General features: G+C 36.8%; 22 protein-coding genes and 1 riboswitch. Of the genes, 2 read left to right on the top strand and 20 right to left on the bottom strand.

Annotation, left to right across the window (positions count from 1 at the left end):
• Positions 1-175: 175 nt before the first annotated feature.
• The 19 genes from LCY76_RS23580 to LCY76_RS23490 all read right to left on the bottom strand — a co-directional run bounded on the left by LCY76_RS23580 (position 176) and on the right by LCY76_RS23490 (position 18,629).
• Complete coding sequence (locus LCY76_RS23580) at positions 176-745, bottom strand: hypothetical protein (protein WP_248254932.1); 570 nt, start codon at positions 743-745, stop codon at positions 176-178.
• Complete coding sequence (locus tag LCY76_RS23575) at positions 746-1,534, bottom strand: hypothetical protein (protein WP_248254931.1); 789 nt, start codon at positions 1,532-1,534, stop codon at positions 746-748.
• Positions 1,507-1,591: riboswitch (cyclic di-GMP riboswitch) on the bottom strand. Its footprint overlaps the gene before it by 28 nt.
• Positions 1,592-1,841: 250 nt before the next feature.
• Positions 1,842-2,795 carry a hypothetical protein gene (locus tag LCY76_RS23570; RefSeq protein WP_248254930.1) on the bottom strand — a complete coding sequence of 318 codons (954 nt, stop codon included), beginning with the start codon at positions 2,793-2,795 and terminating at the stop codon, positions 1,842-1,844.
• Between the two features lie 23 nt (positions 2,796-2,818).
• Positions 2,819-3,712 (bottom strand): ArdC-like ssDNA-binding domain-containing protein, encoded by an 894-nt coding sequence (locus LCY76_RS23565; protein WP_248254929.1) that lies wholly within the window; start codon positions 3,710-3,712, stop codon positions 2,819-2,821.
• A gap of 590 nt (positions 3,713-4,302) precedes the next feature.
• Positions 4,303-4,947 (bottom strand): RadC family protein, encoded by a 645-nt coding sequence (gene radC, locus LCY76_RS23560; RefSeq protein ID WP_248254928.1) that lies wholly within the window; start codon positions 4,945-4,947, stop codon positions 4,303-4,305.
• A 94-nt stretch (positions 4,948-5,041) separates the two neighbouring features.
• Positions 5,042-5,320, bottom strand: coding sequence for a DUF6018 family natural product bioysynthesis protein (locus LCY76_RS23555; RefSeq protein WP_248254927.1), 279 nt, complete (start codon positions 5,318-5,320; stop codon positions 5,042-5,044).
• A 477-nt stretch (positions 5,321-5,797) separates the two neighbouring features.
• The gene (locus LCY76_RS23550) at positions 5,798-5,965 is read right to left on the bottom strand and encodes a hypothetical protein (RefSeq protein ID WP_248254926.1); all 168 of its coding nucleotides are present in this window, start codon (positions 5,963-5,965) and stop codon (positions 5,798-5,800) included.
• A gap of 112 nt (positions 5,966-6,077) precedes the next feature.
• Entirely contained in the window at positions 6,078-6,320 is a 243-nt protein-coding gene (locus LCY76_RS23545; RefSeq protein ID WP_248254925.1) for a hypothetical protein, read from the bottom strand.
• Positions 6,299-6,835 carry a hypothetical protein gene (locus LCY76_RS23540; RefSeq protein WP_248254924.1) on the bottom strand — a complete coding sequence of 179 codons (537 nt, stop codon included), beginning with the start codon at positions 6,833-6,835 and terminating at the stop codon, positions 6,299-6,301. Before LCY76_RS23540 ends, LCY76_RS23545 begins: the two co-directional genes overlap by 22 nt.
• Before the next feature lie 292 nt (positions 6,836-7,127).
• On the bottom strand, positions 7,128-7,460 hold the full coding sequence (locus tag LCY76_RS23535; RefSeq protein WP_248254923.1) for a hypothetical protein: 333 nt from the start codon (positions 7,458-7,460) through the stop codon (positions 7,128-7,130).
• Positions 7,461-7,736: 276 nt separating this feature from the next.
• Positions 7,737-9,263 carry a hypothetical protein gene (locus LCY76_RS23530; protein WP_248254922.1) on the bottom strand — a complete coding sequence of 509 codons (1,527 nt, stop codon included), beginning with the start codon at positions 9,261-9,263 and terminating at the stop codon, positions 7,737-7,739.
• Between the two features lie 138 nt (positions 9,264-9,401).
• Positions 9,402-10,394, bottom strand: a complete 993-nt coding sequence (locus LCY76_RS23525; protein ID WP_248254921.1) for a hypothetical protein — start codon at positions 10,392-10,394, stop codon at positions 9,402-9,404.
• A complete protein-coding gene (locus tag LCY76_RS23520; RefSeq protein ID WP_248254920.1) occupies positions 10,375-11,259 on the bottom strand; it encodes an RNA-binding protein in 885 nt (294 codons plus the stop codon). Before LCY76_RS23520 ends, LCY76_RS23525 begins: the two co-directional genes overlap by 20 nt.
• 501 nt (positions 11,260-11,760) lie before the next feature.
• Positions 11,761-12,060, bottom strand: coding sequence for an AbrB/MazE/SpoVT family DNA-binding domain-containing protein (locus LCY76_RS23515; protein WP_248254919.1), 300 nt, complete (start codon positions 12,058-12,060; stop codon positions 11,761-11,763).
• A 13-nt stretch (positions 12,061-12,073) separates the two neighbouring features.
• Complete coding sequence (locus tag LCY76_RS23510; RefSeq protein WP_248254918.1) at positions 12,074-13,069, bottom strand: DUF3895 domain-containing protein; 996 nt, start codon at positions 13,067-13,069, stop codon at positions 12,074-12,076.
• Between the two features lie 272 nt (positions 13,070-13,341).
• A complete protein-coding gene (locus LCY76_RS23505; RefSeq protein ID WP_248254917.1) occupies positions 13,342-13,563 on the bottom strand; it encodes a DUF3006 domain-containing protein in 222 nt (73 codons plus the stop codon).
• Complete coding sequence (locus LCY76_RS23500; protein ID WP_248254965.1) at positions 13,563-14,351, bottom strand: ComEC/Rec2 family competence protein; 789 nt, start codon at positions 14,349-14,351, stop codon at positions 13,563-13,565. Before LCY76_RS23500 ends, LCY76_RS23505 begins: the two co-directional genes overlap by 1 nt.
• Positions 14,352-14,659: 308 nt before the next feature.
• Positions 14,660-17,428 (bottom strand): type IV secretory system conjugative DNA transfer family protein, encoded by a 2,769-nt coding sequence (locus LCY76_RS23495; protein WP_248254916.1) that lies wholly within the window; start codon positions 17,426-17,428, stop codon positions 14,660-14,662.
• Positions 17,406-18,629, bottom strand: coding sequence for a replication-relaxation family protein (locus tag LCY76_RS23490; RefSeq protein WP_248254915.1), 1,224 nt, complete (start codon positions 18,627-18,629; stop codon positions 17,406-17,408). Before LCY76_RS23490 ends, LCY76_RS23495 begins: the two co-directional genes overlap by 23 nt.
• A gap of 929 nt (positions 18,630-19,558) precedes the next feature.
• Between LCY76_RS23490 and LCY76_RS23485 the strand changes: the two genes are divergently transcribed.
• A complete protein-coding gene (locus LCY76_RS23485; protein WP_248254914.1) occupies positions 19,559-19,978 on the top strand; it encodes a hypothetical protein in 420 nt (139 codons plus the stop codon).
• Complete coding sequence (locus LCY76_RS23480; RefSeq protein ID WP_248254913.1) at positions 19,965-20,576, top strand: hypothetical protein; 612 nt, start codon at positions 19,965-19,967, stop codon at positions 20,574-20,576. The genes LCY76_RS23485 and LCY76_RS23480 overlap by 14 nt, the downstream gene beginning before the upstream one ends.
• 133 nt (positions 20,577-20,709) lie before the next feature.
• On the opposite strand, the gene LCY76_RS23475 is transcribed toward LCY76_RS23480, so the two are convergent.
• On the bottom strand, positions 20,710-21,237 hold the full coding sequence (locus LCY76_RS23475) for a hypothetical protein (RefSeq protein WP_248254912.1): 528 nt from the start codon (positions 21,235-21,237) through the stop codon (positions 20,710-20,712).
• Between the last annotated feature and the right edge of the window lie 9 nt (positions 21,238-21,246).

Here is a 21,246-nt window from a genome sequence, read left to right as displayed (position 1 = left end):
AAATCCTCTCACATAAGTGGGAGGATTTTTCGTTTATACCCATCCTCTAGGTTTAGGCTCAGCACTGAGTTTGACACGTCTTTTTCTCAATGAATTGGTTGGTATCAGCAGGTTTCTTAGAATTATCAATAACTAGTTTTAGCATAATGTATATCCCCTTTCTCGTGTAAAATGTTTAAACTGATCCTAAAACAGCAGGAGCAATCAAGGAAAGTAAAGTTACGATAATGGATCCTACATATAATCGTTTGCTCCAGCGGAAGTATTCTGGCTGCCCGAACATTTTGTAGAAGAGACGTATGACAAGTCCAATGATAACCATAGCTATAGCAAGGTAAATGCCAACGCTGGTTAGTAAACCGATAAAATCATTGGTGAGTGTTGTAAAATTATTTAAGTCTCTCGTTAATACAAAGATTGGAACGAGACGGAACCCTATTATGGCAATTAAGGACGAAATCATGGAAGTTGACGACCATTTTAGCCATACTGGATGTTTAAATGGAATGGCAACCGCGTAACTTAAAATCGAAAGGACAAAAACAACGGTGATAAGCTTAATTCCAACGTTATAAATCTTTGGAGTGAGCTGACCGGCATCCTGCTGCATATTTCCTAAAACCTTGGTTGTGTCGTCTTTTTGCTCCAGTTGAGTATTGAACTTATTTACATTAAATGAATCTGCCAGGACGGGTTGGGGACCTAAAATCAGAAGCAAGAAAATCAATGAAAGCAGTTTTTTCATTTAATTTCCCCAAGCCTCCGAAAAACGGTGTCTTACTTCCATTTCCATTAGCTCTTGAGCTAATTTCCCTTGCAGGACTGGGCAGTAGAATGAAACAGAAAAGTATTTATTATGCGTGTCGAGAGAATTTTTGAGATCATTGTTTTCCATAAAATCACTTAAACTTGCAACCCAATGAGAATAAACAGTTTGATTAAATTTTTGATCTGTGCCCCATTTTCGAAGCTTAGTGCTGCCCACCTTAATTTTGAATATAACTTGAATCATTCTGTAGTTCCGATATACGAATTGTAATCCTGTAATATTTTGAGAGAGGACCATTAACTTTCTTAATGGACGATCCAAAAAGCTAACCCAGTTCTTTTGCATTTTAGAGGGAATATTAATTCCTATCTCAACTTCTAAATCCTCGTGTTCTATTTCACCTTCATCATTTACGTCTGCACTAATAGTAAAGGCTTCAAAACGATCGGTGAACTTTTGTAACCATTGGTAGTACGCATATTCCATATGTTCTTCTAAAGTTTCAAAATATGTATTGCTCATTTGCATGTGTTGAATTCCTTTAAAGCTTATAAAAGGAGATTCACCGGATATATACTCAAATTTAAACTTTTTGATGGCTGTGCCATCCTTTCTAATTTCTTTTTTAAGTTGTTCAAAGCTTTTATCCAAATTCCCCATGCGTACCCCATCTTTCTTTATAAAAATAAATACAAAAAGATACCGTTTGAAAACAGTATCCACGACAGACTTCTGGTTTCGGTAACCGGCTAGCTTTTCCATCATGGATGAAGCCCCTTGGCTTTGCGTCCTTGGATTTCCCCAAGTTTGCCTTTTCGGTTCAAAATCACAATATTTAACTATACAGTTACATTATACCAAAAATAATAATAAAGTCGCAGTCCTTTTCTACTAAATTATTCGAATTTTGTCATTTTTTATCATAAAAAGCAATAAAGTGTAAATAAACAATAGTAATTTAATATCCTTAAGCACCTCCTTATAAAAGCGGTGAAATATTATCCACCCTCTAGATTCAACCAATATGATGTAAATCTAGAGGAAGGACAAAATCAATTTGTCCCGCAGTTGACTAACCAATCATTTGCATAGAATTAGCTGCTGCTTCCTCTACTCTCACTATTTTTACAACGGAAACTAAATTACCTTTTCGATTAACGTGAACGAGCAGCAGGTCTCCATTAGATAAAAACCTGGCTCTTTTCCCTACTTTCAGCCATTTTCTTTTTGACAAATCTCTGAAATGGATAAAGCGTTCTTGAATGCCGATTACACGGCCATACCAGACTTGAGTACCCTCTAAATTTTGAGCAATCTGAGCTGTTGAACGATGCTGATGACAAACAGGAAGATCAATATCTAGTAAGCTTGTGTCTTCTTCTGAATTGATATTAAGGATATAATCGCTGGGATTCAGCTGCTTAAGCTGCATAGATCCTTCTTCCGCAAAAGAATGTTCCGGAATACATTCAGTAATTACAGGTGGAACATCTTCATCCAATACTACTGGAGAAGGGATAGCGGGCGTAAAATACTCAGGAAATTGCCCTTTTAAATCATCCATGCTTTTATATTTTCCTTCAACCTCATATAGCTGATATTGAGTTTGAATGATAGCTTCCAAATCATCACCGCATTCAGCTAATCCAGTAAGCCGATTACGAAGGATTTCTCCTTTGTCCATTTCAGTCTTCTCTAACTCCTTTTCAAGCTCTGCGAGTAAGTCTTTTTGTGGTGAACCCGCAATTAAGGAAGTCACAGCACTAGAACTTTGAAAATTCGTTTGAGGTTCTTGGAACGTTGTGTTTGTTTTTTCAGAAACCTCACAATTCTCCTCAATCCACTTAGAAAAATCAGCCTTACCAAACTCGTCATATGTAGCTTGATAGAGAAGCCCATCGTCAGGCTGCTCTTCAGCTGTATATTGTGTATTTAAATGGATCAGACCTTTATCAAAGGAATACCAATCAATTATGATATACAAGACCATAAAGATGGATCCTAAGACCATCAGCAATATGTTCACTTTTTATCCCCCTATAAAGTTAATTAAACCGCCATTAGCAGTTCGTTATCTTTACTCCCGTCTCGTTCCCGAAACCGCTCAATGATTGTTTTTGTGATATCGAAGATTTGAGACCCATAGTTCAATAGCGCGTCTCCGTCTCCTTGGCTCCAACCCTTTACATATTCAAAGCTGTAAGAGCTGGTGTCCAATCCGAAGAATGAACAAACAATGAAGGCTGTTCCTTCTGCTACAACCTCCCGTTCTTTAGAAGTGCTCATGTTTCCTAATCGATGCACCTGCGAATGGACATATTCGTGAACTAAAGTTTTGGCTCGTTGATTTATCGAAACTTTGTCACTCACAACGATTTCATGAGTGCCTGGCATATAATAACCGTTCGCAGATCCCGTATTACCATAAGAAATTGGACAATCTGCTACTTCATGCACCATTTCAATAATTTCACGAGCCTCGCTACAATCTCCGACCAATTCAATCTTTATCTGATCAATCGGTAACGATTCACCTTCGGTTTGACTAAAATCGAACACCGGTATTGGACAAAAACCAACCAATTTGATTTCTTCATCAGACTCCAAGACATCTTCTTTTGGATCTTTGTTCTTATTTGATCCAAAGATTGGTTTGAAAATGCGGATGGCTTTCTCACCTTTTACTACATTCCTTCCAAGTTCTTGCCATCGCGAATAAGATGCCAAAAAGGAAGCATGAGGAAGCTGTGCTTTTGCAACAAGCATGTTTTTAAATGAATAGCTTGGCATAAGTGCTTTCATTTCCAGAATAGCCTTGAAATGTTCTGGAGAATAAGAAAAGTTCTTCACGCCATCTTCTAATGTCTGCTGTAGCTGCTTCAATTTTTCTTCAATGGTTGGGCAGCTTTTCTTCCAGTTCCTCTTAGGCATACTTTTATCCATTTTAAACCCTCCAATAATCATTGTATTTATATAAAAAACGAGTATAAGGGAGCGAAAGCACCGATTATACTAGTTTTGGAAAACGCCTATTCGTTTGTTGAATAGCTGCCAGAAACGCAAAAAGGCCTCTGAGCTGATTTTTACACACTTGTAGTGTAAACGTCAGTCCCAGAGACCGTAGATTGATTATTAACCTGCTATTTCAAATAGAATAGCAAAACAAAAAGGTAAACAGTAAAGAGGTATACGTATAGTATAAAATCATTGTATAAATTTGTAAAGATGGATTTAAAGAAAGTGAATATCTTTGAATAAAGAAGAGATATAAGCCGCTTTGTCGCCACTATTTAATCATTGTTTTTCATCTGATTATACCTAAATCAGTTATTATTTTTTATAATAAGCTCGGCTAAATATCCGCCAATAACCATCATCACTTTGCCTTTGCCACTTTTAATGTTATAATTCTTCAAACGAACCACTGCCCAGGGTACAGAGCCTGGGCTATTTTTATTTAATCAAATGTTGTTCAATGATGGAGTTCAACTAAATCGTAAGTTAAAAAGTAAGTTGATTAAATCATTTTCTCCTTAAATATATCCCTTTTCTTTTAGACTGATATACTTTCCATCTCCGATGATAATATGGTCCAACAAATCAATCCCAATAACAGAACTGACTTCTTTTAAACGCTTTGTTACATCAATATCCTCTCTAGAAGGTTGTGGATTACCTGAAGGATGATTATGAGCAACAATAACTGAAGCTGCATTGGAATTGATGCCTTCTTTAAATACTTCTCTTGGATGTACAACGCTGGAGTTAAGCGTACCAACAAAGATTATACGTTTCCGAATGATTTCATTTCTCGTATTTAAATAAAGTGCGAGAAATCGCTCCTGTTTTTCATAACGTAATTCCTCCATAATGCAATCCGCAGCATCTTCTGGACTTTTAATAGCAATTCTCTTCTCTGGTAAAGACTTGCTTAATTTTTGGAACAAACCAAAAGCTGCTTTCAGCTTGATACAATTTGATTTTGATAAGCCAGGAACATTTGATAATTCTGTCTCACTTAATTCAACTAATCTACGGATTCCTAAAGCAGAAAGAAAACCTGTTGTTTCCGCAGGAGTTTTCGGCCCTAAAATGTTTGATAGCAGTGCCTGAAGATCTATCTGATCTGCACCGTAAACAGCAAGTGATTCTTTAGCTACAAGATATTGACTTTTCATTTGAACTCTCCTCATCTCTAAAATAAAAAAAGCCATTACTTCGGGGTTATCCCAAAATAATGGCTCACTCTCTAATCAGTTGTGAATGATAAAATTAAGCTCCTAATTCAAATAAATCATTAAAAAAGCTTCTGAGCTTCATGGTTAGAGTTACAGGTATATAAGCATCTGCTCCGAAGCGATATAGCTCTTCACCTTTAAATCTCCATACCAATGTAGTATCAAGCTCTTTCTCTAATGATTTAACGAAAGTATAAGCTTCCCTAAACGCTCTAACATAGTCTGAGGTTCTACAATCAAATTGATAAACCTTCCCCGTTTTGATATCACGAGCATCTACAAACTTTCTTCGATTGATCATTTTCTTAAACATGAAATCTCCCCTTAAAAGTAATTTTGCAGAAAACGCAAAAAAGCAACCTCTCAGAGTGTTTTTAAATACACACGTAAAACGTGTGTATAAAAATCAATCCAAAAGATTGCTATAGATTCTACGTAACCAGCTCTCAACAAAGTGAGGCAAAATAATAAAGATTTAATGGAAAAAACTATATGATAAATATACCATTATTGGTATTTTGTTTCAACAATTTGTTTTTAAAACTGACCATTACCAAACCTTCCAGAATTAAGATTAAAATTTAAACAAAAAAAGAAGGCTATGCGAAAATAGCCTTCTTTTTTAGATAAATGTTTGGTGTATTAATTATATCGGTATAGACTTTAAGGCGTTTTAGTTTCATTTTGAGTTTTACGGCTCATCATTCAAATCCATGAGTTTGTATTCTTCCTGCCAAATATTCACTAACACAACCAGGAAAATGGTCAAAAAAACTGATAAAACTTATTCTCATAACAATAGGTAGCTCCATAGTTGTTCATTAAATGTTGGCCGTTCAATCTCTCCTTTTAGACATAATAAAAAGCGGCAGGTTTCCCTACCGCGGTTAAATTTAATAATCATAAATTGTTGTCGTTCTTTTTCTGTAAGCTTTTCTGGCTCTTTACCATATTTCATGCAGTATTCCGCTAATGCTCTGACTTTCAAGCGCGGCTTTTTAAGATCTGTTAGAAGTGTATAAACGCAGTTTGGAAAACATTTCTCAAATTTATGAATTTGATCATACAAATCAATCATAAGAGTAAAATTGTTTTCTATCCTCTTCAGATAGATCATTTGGGGCAATACCATGTTTCCTACAGTATGTTAATAACTTTTTTACTTTAAGTCTGGGTTCTCCAGGTTTACTTGGCCAGCCATAAACGCCGTCTGGGAAGCCACTTTCAAAATCTTTACGAGTCATATTGTCACTCACCTTTTTTACAGTGTACCCTTTCTTAGACGGTAATATTAAATCTTGGATTTTCGCCATAACTTAGCACCTCCTGGAAAATGTTTTCTTATCAATCTAAGGGCACCTCTTTCATCGAAAATTACTTTTCTCCCGAAAGGAATCCCACCTAAATCAGAGTAAAATTGTAATACTGAATTCTTCGCTATAAGTTCTACATATCCTTCTAAGCCTTGGTCTAAACTGTACTGGCAGGCAAAAGCAACCAAACACTTTCCTACGTTCTCATAACGTTGAGCGTTGTTAAAACCCTTTGGGCCAAGAAAGCGTTTATTTTGTGGAGCGGCTTCAATGTTTTCAAGATGAACGCAATTGAAGTCTGGATCATGCAGTGCGCGCATTGCAATTAATCCTTGAGCCACTTCTGGTTCTGTTTCTGTTATAAGGGCGAATACTCTAAAACCATCTTTAAGTGGGGTTAACCAATTAAAAGCCCAGCCGCCGCGTTTATTATATTTATTAGCTCTTATTTCTTCTTTGGTGACTTCTCGAAAATATACATCTACTCTTCTTTTGGTGACAGCATCAATTATCATATTTTCGTTTCACTTTCTTTATCATGTCCTTATTATAACATTTTTTTGAAGGTAAATCTTCTTACCACGACCAACTCTGTATCCTTTCGTGGATTTCTGTATCTCGGTCAATAATGATCCAGGCGCGAAAAAGGAGTTTTTTGAGCTGGAGGCATTAGTGTTTACCACCAGATACTACATTGTAAGCAATCGCATTACAGATATCCATTACAAATTATCCAAATTAATAAAAAATAAGTGGGCTGATAGCAGACTTAAATAATTTAAAAAAACCAGGCCACGAGTGTCTGATTTATTTAAAAATGCTTATGATCCTTTCATCAAATAATGATCCTTTTTCTATTACTCTTTCTAATTGTTCAAGGGATAAAGGGAATTGGGTAGTTAACGGTTCAACTTCTAAAGATTTAAAATCTTTTTCGGAGAATTTTGAACGTGGAACATAATTAATTTCTGATTTAATTACTTTTCGCTTTTCATGATGTAATCTTCCATCTGTTGTTTGTTTCACTATATATCTAACTTCCATTACTTCTCTTTCTGTAAAGTATTGGAATGTTCGTTTGTAGAAATATTCTACTTTATTTCGAGTCAATTTTATCATCTTCTCCCTAGTCGCTAACATCTCAAGCTTCCTTTCAAACCGTGTATTTTATAATAAAATAACTCAGTTCGAGAGGTCTAATCTTCTTTTTTGTTATTTTCTCAAAAAATAGTTTGAAATAGTGACTATTTCCCCAAAGGAAATATTATTCATTTTACAATTATACCTAAATTTAAGGGAATGTTCTGTTATTTTTTAAAGGTAAAATAATACAATAAATGACACATAATTTAATTTTAGTAAAAATTATACTTATTGAATGCTAATTTTAAGACCTTCCCTAAAAAGGGAAGGTCTTTAATAATTTGTTGTAACAGATATAGATTTATTTAAAAAGCTCTTCAGTAGTCCCTTTTTATGGTGATTCAGCTCACCTGGTAATATACGTTCAATCAAAGGATTTAAATAACTTTCAATAGACTTACGAATAGATCTTTGTTCAAAAAGTGTATTTCCTTTGTATTGAGCTTCAAAGCAATCATCAGAATCAAAAGTTGGAAAGCTGCACACTTCACCATAGTATTCCTGGATGGCCTCATTTCTTTCGATATTTCGAGTAAAGTGATTCCCAACTACAGTAGTAATGTCATTTTTTATGATCTGATGAAATATTGGATTTTCGTATATTTCTTCTACTCTACATAAATCCGGATCCACCACAAAGAATAAATGGTCGGCCATTTTAACAAGTTCCTGTATCACGTGAGACTGCCATTTGCTACCTACATCGAGGATTTGAATAGGCGTGGATCGCAACAAGTAAAATAACCGAATCATTGCTTCTAAAGGTACCTTGTCTTCAGAATAGGCTTTTTCATAACTGGGATGTTTTACTACCCAGTGATTATTCCCTTCGATCCATCGGCATTCTTTAGTTGTAATCCATTCGTTTTCTTCATCACTATGATGATATGGGCTCTTATAGTTTCTGGCATTATCCATTCCAAGAAACCGGTCATAGGTGTAAGGAGAGATATACGGAGACTCTATATAACTTACTCCTACATTCCGCTGCCCTATTGCCTTTGCGAGTAAGTGTGCGATAAATGATGTGCCGGCCCTAGGATAGGGGCTTCCAATAAGGATTAATTTTTGTGTTACGGGAACACCAATGATTTTCTCAACTTCAGGAGTAATGTTTACTTTAATATCTCGCTTAATGACATTCTTGTTGACGACCTTTTGTATGACTTCTTTCTTAACAATTTTCTGAACGACTACCTTCTTGGGCTTTTCTTTCTTCTCAGGCTTATCATCGGAAAAGTTAATTTCATCCCCGATTTCTGGAGTTACCTCTGCTGAAGACCTGTCCAAAATCTCAGGCTCTTCGTGTTCATGTTGAGGTATTTCATCTTTTAGCCTGGAATTGATCAGCTGCTTATAATCCGAATTCTCAATAGTCAGTCTGGATACATTAGAATAACGCGGCCGATCGTTCAACTGGTCGATCAATTGAACCGTATCTATTCCATTTTCGTTAAAAATATCAAGGACGTTCCGACTAATCAATTCACTTAAGAAGGGGTCTCCCTTTTCTCTTTCACAGAAGAATACGAATCGTATCTCATCATCATACTTCCGTCGAATGAACTCAACGGTCTTTAACCATTCTAGTTCCCTCTCTAGAGATTCAAAATGTTCTGAAGGAAGAAAGCTATCATGGCCAATGACGATATCAGGTTTAAATTCCTCAACCATTTGTGGTAAAAAATTGATATGATAGACCATCGTATCGATAACAGAAAAATCCTGATGGGATTCCAGCTGCTGCTTTACAATCTTATTAAAATCATCTCGACCAATGGCCAGAAGTATTCTTTTCATAGTCCACCGCTTCCTTAGAAAATAAAAACCCCTACTAGGTTATGCCTGGCAGGGGTTTTCCACAAAAATTACAGATTTTCCGAACGGGAAAGCCCACTCCTTCAGGTGTGGGATGAATACTTCAAAAATTGTCTTAAGCTACTGTTCTAGCGGTTCTACCTTATCAAGGAACCCTAAATCAATACGCTTTAAGCCCTTTTCTGTAGGTAAATAAAATCCTTTACCAATACCTGAATCCATAAGATTTTCTTCTACACATAACCAAATGGTATAGGGATACTTATGTAACTGAAGAGACTTTTGAATTTCTTGTGCTAACGTTTTGGTCGAACAATATAAAACAACAATGGTCTGGTTCTCATTCATTCGTTTAATTGGGAAAAACTTAAATTTATCGTATACTGGTACCCATTTTTGAAGTTTGTTATCAAGAAAAGTGTAAAAATCCTTTGCTTGCTGCACCCGCTCAATAACGAAGTTAATCCTTCCACTAGGTGTTTCCACTTCTGCCACGCCTAGCGGTCGAGTAAGATGTGGGTTATTAGCAATCACCGCATTCCATACCCAATTTCTTAACACTCGCTGTTCTGCCAGCTGGCATCGGATTTCATTCATGGCCACAAAACGTTGAATAGCTTTAATGCTATTCCACCGTTCAGGGGCCATTACAAAGTCCATATTGTTAATGTGCTTTAGAAGTGTATATCCTGAAACACCTATAGTCCAAGGAGCGGGTGGCTTATACTCCGGCTGCAGATCATTAAGAATCGTCCACCGGTCAGCCAAACCTTGCTCTCTGAATCTTTTTAGTTTTTGCGAAACCTTAGATGCACTCATTTTTCGCGACATGTATCGTCTAAGCTGGTTCTCGTTAGAACACATAGAGTCTCCAAGGACTTTAAGCAGCGTTAGATCATCTTCCTTAAAGTATCCACGCTGGATATTTGTTATGACCCCGCTTAAGGTGGTGGTCGGTTTATAAACGGAAGGGCGTCGTATCCCTCCGTTTACTGTTGGATTGTCCCAAATGGGAACCTCCCCTTTTTGGTTATAAAAATAGGGGAAGTCAATGCTTTCTTTGTTATCATCTCTCTGTGAATCGAGATTAAAATCACTGATAGAGGAACGCACCTGGATCTACTCTTTCCTTCTGTCCTTCTGGGTAACCGGTTATTACGACGCGTGCTGTTCGTTTCTTATAATCAACACCTTTTAACCGGCAGCTCACGATGTCATTAGGCCGCGGTGAAGGAATAGAAGAAGGCTTTTCTCCTTTAACAACTACACCTTTGTCCAACTGAATGAAAATCCCGTGAATGGCATGAACGTTTTGAACCCGACCGACAAAGCGTTCCATGTTCTCATACTGTTCCATCAAAGCGCGGAAATTGTCCTCAATCGCGGCTTTACGTGATACTTGAATCTTACCCGTTTCTTCATCAAATCGAGAGATCTTAATGGGAATTTCCAAGTTACGCTGCGCCACATCAGCAACATTATATGTACGCTCATGATTCCAATCATTTCTGAACATGAAGGCTGTTGCACCCTCAACCTTGACGTAAATGTATTGCTTTTCTTCGTTGTAACCAGTAATTTTAGCTGTAAACTGCTGATCATTCAGAGTTCCTTGTTCCTTAAGTTCCTTAATTTTGTGCCAGAGCACACTTTTGCGCTGGTGATCCGCTTCTTTCACAGAGACAATGGCAACCTGGTGATCGAGATGCAGTTGTTTAATGGTAACTTCCTGGCGTGTACCAACAAAGCCGATAAGCGAACGATGCTCGTATTTTGAGAACTCTTGAACCGGACAATAGCCTTTAACACCGCCTCCAAGCTCAAATACAGCTACCTCCACCCTTTTGGAAACCATTTGTCCGTTTTCCTCAACAGGCATTTGCAGTTTACCAACAGAGCGGATAATCCCGCTTGTAATTTCTCCATTACGTTTAATTTCCGCTAATCTCTCAAGATCAGCACTAGTCCAAGTTGCCATGCTTATTTCCTCCAAGATAATGTGTATTTGGTCGATTTAACGATATAAGGGCAAACCTTCTTAGGTTTGAGGATCAATTGACTAATTCTCATCCAGGCCTCCTTTACTGTTGAGAAAACAAAAAAACTCCGAACCTAGAAAGCAGCTGCAGCGCATTTGCTTTCATAGATTCGGAGTCATTCCGTAATCCCGATCTCAATATTTACTTACCTTTAAAGTAAATGATTTGGCGTTTTTTGTCAAAATAAATTTTCTTACATATATTGATCAGTATGAAATTAGGCATGAGGTTTAAGCTTTAACAAGATTAATCTCATTTATTTTCATCGGTAAAACTACCACTGTATCCTTTCAGAATTCAGCTCTAGACCAATTTATAAATAAAGCAATTTGAAGAACCGTTATGCAGATGTTATTGAATTACAAGAATCCTTTAATAAAATTAAGAAAGCTCTAAAAAAAGTAAATGGCCCCTTAACATAAAGAGTTAAGGGGTTTTTGTTACTTACTCACCGGTACATTATCAGTTTGGTTTTGAATTTCTTGAAGCAATATCTCAGCACCTTTAGGGCTTAATACGAAACTCCTCCCTCCAATACCGTACTCCTTGTTTTGAGGATTAATTTCACCCGTAATAACACAGGCATTTTCTGGGGAATGTTTCTTAAGAATAATGAGGTCCCCTTCAGTGTAAATTTCCATTGCGTCTTTAATTTCGATGTCTAATACTCTTCTTAACTCAATAGGTATTACAATTCTACCAAGCTCATCAACTTTTCTAACTATTCCTGTGCCCTTCATGACATCTCTCCTTTTAATTGATTAGGTGTTGTGTACTAACCTTCATTGAATACAATCGGTCCTCTTGATCTTTTTTAGAGATAAATTTTACTTCTCCGAGTGAACAAAGAGACTCCAGGTAAAAACAAACTTCAGAATAAATTTTTGGTTTGCCCGATATATAACGATCCTTAGGAGCGTGATGTTCCTTTATTAAGAGTTCACATAGTATTCTCGTACTGGTTATACCCTTTTCTAGATAGGATCGAATTGCCTCTTGGTAACCAAATGAAATAGAGAACTCCTGGATCCTAACTGCTTCTCGCTGTATGGAATCTTGTTTATTATCTTCTTCAAAAAACTCAAAGCTAAATTGATCTATTTCATTCAAATAGGGATCCTCTGAAGTTAAATCCTGTTCGTATGACTCTCTCTCTTTCTGCTGTTTCAGCAGCTGATCATCTAGATAAGATTGAAGCTTTTGTTTAAGCTTCTTGATCTGACGATTAAGTAAGGGTATTTCCGCATCCAAATGTTCTTGAATGTCTGCAGGAAAGATAAAGTTCGTTGGCAGTTGTATCTCCTGGTTTAAAGACCATCCCTTTTGTAATTTTTCAAGGAGCTCGTCCATTTCATAATCGATCTTTGAAAAACCACTTTTTATGGCCTTGACTACTTCTGCTCTTATTCCAGTGTGTTCTTCAAAATGCGTAATACCAAAACGCCTTATATCACCTGTCAGTTTATGTTTTACGATATATTGATATCTTAATGGCCGGCCACATTCACAAGGTGTCTCCAAATTTATAAATCCGTTGTCGATATAGTCTTCAAGAATCCATTCATCCAATAAATGTTCAATTTCTTCAATCTCAGCGTTATCCGGTATGAAATATCCCTTATCTAAAGCCATTTCGTTAGCAAACACGGTTTTTTTGCCTCGTTTTACTCTCTCTAAAAGAAAATGCTTTTGTTGTTCATTTAACTTAGAAAGCATTTGATCTCTTTCTTCTATGGATAATAAATTCATTGTTTTCCCCTCTTACTTATCAGTATAGGTTTTGAGAGATGGACATAGATGTAATTTAATTCCAATAACCTTAATGTAACAAAAAAACTCTTTATCGCCTAGGTTTTCCTCTCCGCTTTCCACTTTGGTATGAGCTTATCTGTACATAGGATCTAAAAGAATCCTTTAGCTGCATGCTCGACAACAAACGTTCGTTATGATCCGTATATTTAGTAGGGTTTAATCTGAAAACAAAAGACACTGCCATTTGGTAGTGTCTTTTGTTTTGCTAATCAATCATCCCAAACATCATCCATTAAGTCTTCAATTTCTTTCCGCAGCTTATCTGTTTCATTATTATCAATCGTTACTTTATCCTTTTCAATAAAAACAACGTCCCCGGGTTTCGCCTGTTTAGGAAATGTAGAACGTAAATAGTCTTTTGTATACCCATTGATTTCTACAACGACGTACTCCCCTTCAAATCGATCTATTATCCCTTTAATCCCGGCCATTACCTTTGGGTTTTCACAGACATTGAGGATCCGTTTGTTGTAAACACAATGCTACCCTTCTGATCCGTTCGATAAATTTTAGCTGATTTTAAGCGGTTCAGTACGTCTTTTGTTGGATGACCATAGTTATTCCTCGCTCCTACACTAATTACCGCGTATTGGGGCTTTACAGCCTTCACAAAGGCGGAGCTTGTAGACGTTTTGGCTCCATGGTGTCCGACTTTCAAAACAGTAGATTGTAGGGTTTGCTTAGAAGCGATCATATCTGTTTCAGATTTAAATTCTGCGTCACCAGTAAACAAAAAGGATTTTTTCCCGTGGACTAAGCGTAAAACTGCACTCCAGTTATTTAAATCACTCTTACTGTAGGATTTAACAGGAGCAACGAATGTAGCGGAAACGCCCTTAAGCGACACCTTAACTCCTTTTGAAGCGGTTTTAATTTTTACGCCTTCCTTCTTAACGGCCGTAAGGAATTCTTTATAGGCTATGGTAGTATGAGAGATCTTAGGAGCGTAAACCGATTTAACTTTGAAAGCCTTTAACACTTCATCTAAGCCACCAATATGATCGGCATCCGGATGAGTGGCCACCATCACCTCAATATCTTTTACCTTCTGTTTTTTTAGATAAGCAACTACATCGCTGCCATCTTTATTCCCGCCGTCAATGATGATATCATCACCATTTGCAGTTTTTATGTAGCTGGAATCCCCCTGCCCTACATCAATAAAATGGACGGATGTAGTTTTAGTGGCTGCCGTTGTAGGCGTGCTTGAGACTAGCATTGAAGTTAAAACGGTTGCTGCTACAAGTGTTTGCTTGATTTTATTCAATTTTTTATCCCCCTTGTGTCATTATCCAACTGTAATTCTATACCAATTAGTGAAAATATTCTATATAAAAATAATGTTATACATCATCTCAATATTTGCTTACTCGTTTCATTAAATATATGAACTTTTAATGACTCAATAGTGAAAATAGAAAATATTGTTAATCTCTATATTTACCAGTTAAGGAGGATAATAGAGTGATTAATAAGTTTGCTGTAATAGTAGCTAAACCAAAAGAGCGACAACTGTCGCTTTTTTGGTTAATCATTTTCTAGATGCTTGCTTAATTCTTCAGCAATACTATGACTCTTTGAACCTGTAAGGTCACTTCTTCTAACTTGTTTCTCATCATTTTGGGACAAATCACTTTTTAATCGATTAGCTGCAACAAAGAAATCAACTATATCTTCTTCCTCATCCTCTTCTTCTTGGAGATCCATGTGCGTGTGTCGAGTAGCAGACTCATTTATCACTGAATTGGGATTAAATACAGGAACAAAAGTATCATCGTCCTCTACAGGATCATCTTCGATTGCAGGGGCTTGTTCTATCTCTACATGCACTGGAGCTCTAGTAAATTCCTCTATTTCTACCCTAAACAATGGAACCATATTATCGTTTATTTGAGCCTTTCCTTTGACTACTTTTGTTTCCCCGATTTTTATCTCGCTACTTGGCTTGGTTTGATCAGGGTCACGTAATGGTAGAATCTGAATTTTACCGTCAATCACTTCAACTACAGTCTCTTCCTTTTTCTCTTCTTGCTGTTGCTCAAGAGAAGTGTCAATCATCCAGGCATCAATGATATCTTGTTCTGTTGGTATAGGATCGATTAAGATATCTTGCTGCCGGTCCCCTTGTAAGCCGGCATTACGGATAGAGAGCCAATGTTGGCCAGCCTCGTAGTTGACTTCCACTTTAGCTTCCTCAAATTCTTCTTGAGGAACAAAGTTCGCCTTAATCACTTGCACTGGCATAGGGCGGTTATCAGAAACAATTTTCACCGCGCATCGGAACTCTTTTAAGTAAATTAAATCATTTTGAGAAAGTATGGCTTCTTTAGTCTGCGTATACGAGCTGCCTCCCCTTCTGCTCGGTGAATCGAAGAGAGCAGATACTTGTTGTTCAGACTCCGCTTCCGTATACGTAATCTTCTCTCCAAAGATGGAGGAAAACAACTTAGAGTCATGTTCGTTCGCATCACCGTAAACGAATTTGTTTCTAAGCGTACCAAGTAAGGTTTGCATAAAGTCTGCTCCATACTTAAGCTGCAACTGAGCCAGGGTTTGAGTAGCAACTGTTACGATAACCTTATATTTACGACTTTGGGCCGGGAAACTAGCGAATTGCCGGTTAATGTACTCTGGGAATTCATCCACGTAGATGGGATGATAAGCTGATGTTTTTGGTGTTCTTCTGAATACGGCATTTTGTAAAGACAATAATACAAACTTACCTAGAACAGATGATAATGCGCTTAGTTCACCAAGAGCGGTATTTAGAAGGAGGATTCCTCCGTACTCTAGATGTTTATCAAAATCAAAGTCTGATCTTCCGAACAGGACGCGACGTAAAAGGATATTCGCGGCCATGTCGTTTAGAATGTTACGCAAACCCACGACATGTTCTGCTTTCTTGTCATATACTTTTGGATCCTTAAAATATAGACTGCTTTCATCTTCAATAAAGAGCGGGACTTCCATTGGCCCTTTTCGTACTGTCTCAACTCCAATACTTGCCTCGAACCAATCAGAGATACCTTTTACAATCTTCCAATGATTACGTTCGTCTCTATCCTCAATTTCTGAAATGTTGGTTGGCAGCTGCTTCTTTAACTGTAAATGCATAAGGTAAACGAGCTGCGGATCGTTATACATATCAATTAAATCATCAAAAGTGACTTCTTTTCCAGGTTCATGTAATTTACATAGGTAAATGTAATGCTTCAAGTGAACCCGCTGGCTTTGTTCAAAGAAATAATCGGAAGATTCACCTAATCCCGCGATAACTTCCGTAAATATCTCAGCTACTTTATCCACGGGGGCCATCATGGGATTTATACTTGGTGTATGCGGATTCGTCGGATCAATATAGAAAACGGATTCTTCAGGTATCTGGTGAGCTTTTACCAGCTGCATAACATCCTTACAAAGCTCATTAGATGGATCAATAATGGACATGCCGTTTAAGTGCATCCCTTGAACTCGACTAATATAATCCTCTTCTGTACGGTCCGCTTTGAATGAGTTGATCATTCGCGTCATATGGTGTAAATCTTGATTGATCATCGGAAGCATTAAGGCAGCACTTTTACCAGTACCGATACTTCCGACAATCAGTTTATTCAGAGCTCTGTCTTTCCCTTTTAAAACTACCATTTCTCCGTTACTTTCACTTTTACCTAACTGAACATCAGGCCACTTCTCTTTCTCTTGCTGTCGAAAGAAGTTTCCTAATTTGTCCGATTTATATTCCCATTCCTTAAATAGTTCAATTAAATCCATTTGGTGCTGGCTTACCATTTTTCCTAGCCAAAGGAGGACAATACCAATTGCGATTCCTGGTAAAGCCAGTATAAGTAGCTGGAGGTTTCTTACGTTTCCTGTAATCACTTGAACTAGTTCTGGCGTTAGAAAGCTAGATGTATTAACCTCAATTCGCTCCATATTCCCAAAGAAATACGGAAGAAGTTTTGAGTAAACCGGTGCTGTTGCATTCCATCCATATTGAAATGTTATACCCGCCACCATGTTAACTAAGAATATCCATCTCCAAAGTATTTTTTGATAATGAGTAATGCGGGTTGCTAATGCCCATGCCGCGATAAATAGAAACGTTGATACTATGAGTTCAACAAGCGATCTTTTAGCAGCGTTCCCTATTAGCGGGAGTATTGGCATTGAGTCATTTTGTGGAATCATAAATAGAAGGATATATTTAATCATTGCTCTCAATAAAAACCAGACTGATATTGCAAAAAGCATAGTAATGACGAGCAAAGGAGCGTTACGTTTTAACTTTTCGTTCATACACAAACCCCTCCATTTCTTTATTAGCGTTGTAAGTATAAAACTTTGGGGGGTTGTTCCAAGAGCTAATTTCTTCAAGCGCAGTAAATTCAACAAAGGGAAGCGGGTCACCTAAAATATCATGCAATAATTCGTCTTTCGTAGAATAACAAGCATACATACCCGCAATCTTTATTCCTAAGTGGTCCAAAAAACTATTCTCATTTATTAGCCTGGAGAACAATTTTAATTTATAGAGGCAATAAATATCTCCCTCGCGCATCATCATCCCCATTCGATATATCCTTACTCCCTGTGCTGTGATTTCTTTATACAGGAGATCGGGACGAGCTCCATATTCCTTTTCTATGTAGGACAATATTTGTTCCTCATCCGCCAACTGATCACATTCAAATGGATAGTGAACCTTGCTCTGCCTCTTAAGTGTTTCCAAAAGCACTTCTTCCATGTACATTCTTCGATTAGATGAATCAAATGGCAAATCATTCATTAGCTGATATGGCCTGCTATAAGACCTCTCCAAAGGGAGTATTAGACAGTTCAAATTCGCGCTTATTTCTCCCTTTAATAATTTGTTTTTTAAGTTTTTGATTCTTTTCTGTGGCCGCTTGGTTGTATGAAAAGATTCATCGACAAAGCAAATCATTACTGTATGTTTGTTTTGATCCTGTTTGTTCAGTTTTAGATACCTGGATACCTTTTCTTCCAGAACACCCAGAGTCTCAGTGTTGTTATCGATTTCCAAATTGATATACATATTGTCCTTTTTTAAGATCCAGTCCGGAGAAACTAACAACTTACTTTTCTGCGGATAATCTGAATCGAAATATTTGGTATAAAAAGGATTTATCGATTCAATTGCAAACTTATTGTGATTTTTTTCAAGAGTATGACTTACAATTTCTTGGGCTGCTAAATAATGAATAGGATTTCCTTTTTTAGCAAGAGCAACAGAGCCGGTATTAAAGTCTACTGGCAAATATCCCTCACTAACCAGTATTTCTGCACCTTTCTTACCTAATCGGTAATAATTAAATGAGAAATTAAATCCTCTTACTGCAAAAGTGTGTTGGTATTTAATGAGGATTTTGTACTTTGTAAACTTGCGAAGACGTCTTAATACCGAATCGGTATGATAGGGTTCCTTTGCTTGCAAATAACGAGTGATCTGTTTGGTAGTAAGTAAACGGTGCTGTTCCAAATGGGCAAGAAGCTCTAATTCAGATGATTTGAAATGTATCCCTCTCTTACTACTCCGTACCGTTAAAAATATAAGAATTACCCCCCTCTAACAAAAAAAAGCGAACAAACCCTTTAGAAAGGATTCGCTCGCTGATTCATTCAGTCTCATTATTTAATTCTACAATTCCAATTATAAACAGTTTTAAAAGAGTGTCAATTTAATAAAAACACACCTTTAAGGAGTTATTTAGTCGACTCTTATTTTCTTAAAGACGGTCGTTCTCTTTTCATGAAAATAGTCTTTTTTTACAGTATTTAAAAATGCTTATTTTACACTACGCCGAACTAGTAAAAGTTGAGCTTTTAATAATAACATAAGACTTCATTTTTTACAGTATTGATAAGGAACTTCATACAACATAGTGTGTCGGTCGGAGTGACACACACGGACCGACATACTTTAACTATGTCGGCCCGTGCTTTCATTTATTATTCGAGATTGGTATTTCATACCCGAGTATGAGTTCGATTTCCAGTACATTTAAAGTTAAACTTTAAAACTGTGGATTGAAGTAATTCTGTTCTTTTTTATTCATTTGTTTATGGTAGATATATACCTTTGGTCAATAAAAGATTTATATAATATCAACCATAAAAATATATATATACAAGGTATACCTTTTACTTACCTTTTATTGATGTTTTTATTTCTTTAAATGCATTGCTTTTTTTAGCCTTTTGGCCAAAGCTTTTTAGATCCTTCTTGTTCACTCCAGATTTTGTGTTGCTCATTTCCCTCACTCCTACCTTTAATCGTTAATCACATCCTCTCCAGGTTTACATGATTTATACATACAAGCCCCCCTCCCTTCATATATTTTTATGACCAACTGACCAACCAACCCAGAGATAATCCTCAATTGAAAACCAGAATTAAGGGGGAAGTATATGTCCAGCAGTTTGAATCCGATGTTTAAAACCACTCGCCCGGTATTAAGAAATTCTCAGCAGCTAGATCAACCTCCAACACAAAAAAGGAAAAAGCGAATAGATGCCAAGCATGATATCAGAATTCCTATAAGCCATGAACTTAAAGGAAGGCTTAGATTATTAGGAAATAAACAAAACAAATCATTAACGTATATTGGAACCACAATTTTGACTAAAGGGCTTCGTCATTGCAATTTTCAACAGTTCCGTTATGAGGATTCTGAAATAATCGTTCATGCCAAAGTTCAGAAGGAAATTTATAATCAGATTTTCAAATTAGCAATTGAGTGGGATTGTAGTGTAAGAAAAGCGGCTCACAGGATCTTTTTTAACCAACTAATGTTCGAAAGCGAGGTTAGTTTAAGTGAAGGAATTTAGTGCAAAGAATATACTCGGCCAAGAAATGCAAAACATGTATGAAAATAGCTTAATCCGCAAAGCCTTAAGCAGCATGACGAAAAATACAAATGTTATCTTGTCTGTTGAGATTCCAAAATCAATCTATTTACGGGGTGAAATATTCTGCTCTGACGTAGCTGATGAGATGGAAGAAGATTTTACTTCAATACATTTATTAGGCTGGTTATATACAGATTTTTTAAAGGAAATTAGACATAGACAGTTAAATGATGTTTACCGCCTACTGTCAGAGAGCAATACCTATTCAACCAAACCTATTGTTAAAAAAGTTATCAAATACAGAACAAACCTAACTACCCTTCAGGATGAACCCTATGATGTATTAACAACAGAGAAACCCCTGGATGCCATCTTATTACGTTTTGCAGCGAAAAGAAAGCTGATCTTAAGGGGTGAAGTATTACTGCAAGACCTTGCTACACAGTACCCATCACACGATTTTACAGTAGAAAAGCTGCTTACCATTCTTTATTGTGATTTTATTGAAAAAGTTAAGTCGGGCCAATTTGCTAATGCAATTAAAGTAATATTAGATCGAATGGATAGAGATCTTTAATCCCCTGACATTCGGGAACAGATTAGTCTTTAATCTCTTTTAGATGTGTGATAAAGGCGTACTGTACGTCATTTATTTACTTAGTCCGTCCCCTATATAATAAAAAGCCCAAATCATTTAAGATTGGACTTTGTTAAAAATCTAACCAGCTCTCTTCATCAAAGGACGGTCCGTCCTCTTCTGTTTTAGCGGTCTCTTTTTCTTTAGTTAGTACAACGGGTTCTGGTTGTTCAGTATCTTGCTTTTTAACTTGGGGTAAAGTTTCAATTGGTTTTGGTTCTTTGTTGCTAGTCATTTTACTGTGTGATTCTTCTGGCCTTTCATCTTTTGGTGCTGCAACCTCGCGTGCCGGTTCTTCAGTACCTCTCTCTTGAATTGGCTCTTTACCTTCTTTTCTCATACCTTCTTGAGGTTTAGAGATATAAGCATTTGGTATTTGTTCACTGACATTGTAATGTTCTAGAGATCGGGATGAAGGAATATGCAATTGCATATTCCTAATCCCATTTGTAACAATCTCTTGTTCTACCAGGAACCGTAGGGAGTCCATTACATTGTCTTGTTGATTTAGCCAGTCAAGAATAAGTTGGGGTTCATTTTGTTTGAGTTTCCAGGTAACAATGCCTCCCGCTTCCTTAGGCTTTCTTACTTTCTTAGACAACACTACTCC

Source organism: Fictibacillus marinisediminis, assembly GCF_023149135.1.
Taxonomy (GTDB): Bacteria; Bacillota; Bacilli; order Bacillales; family Fictibacillaceae; genus Fictibacillus_C; species Fictibacillus_C marinisediminis.
Note: the sequence above shows the minus strand (reverse complement) of the source record. Positions and strands in the feature narration are given on the sequence as shown.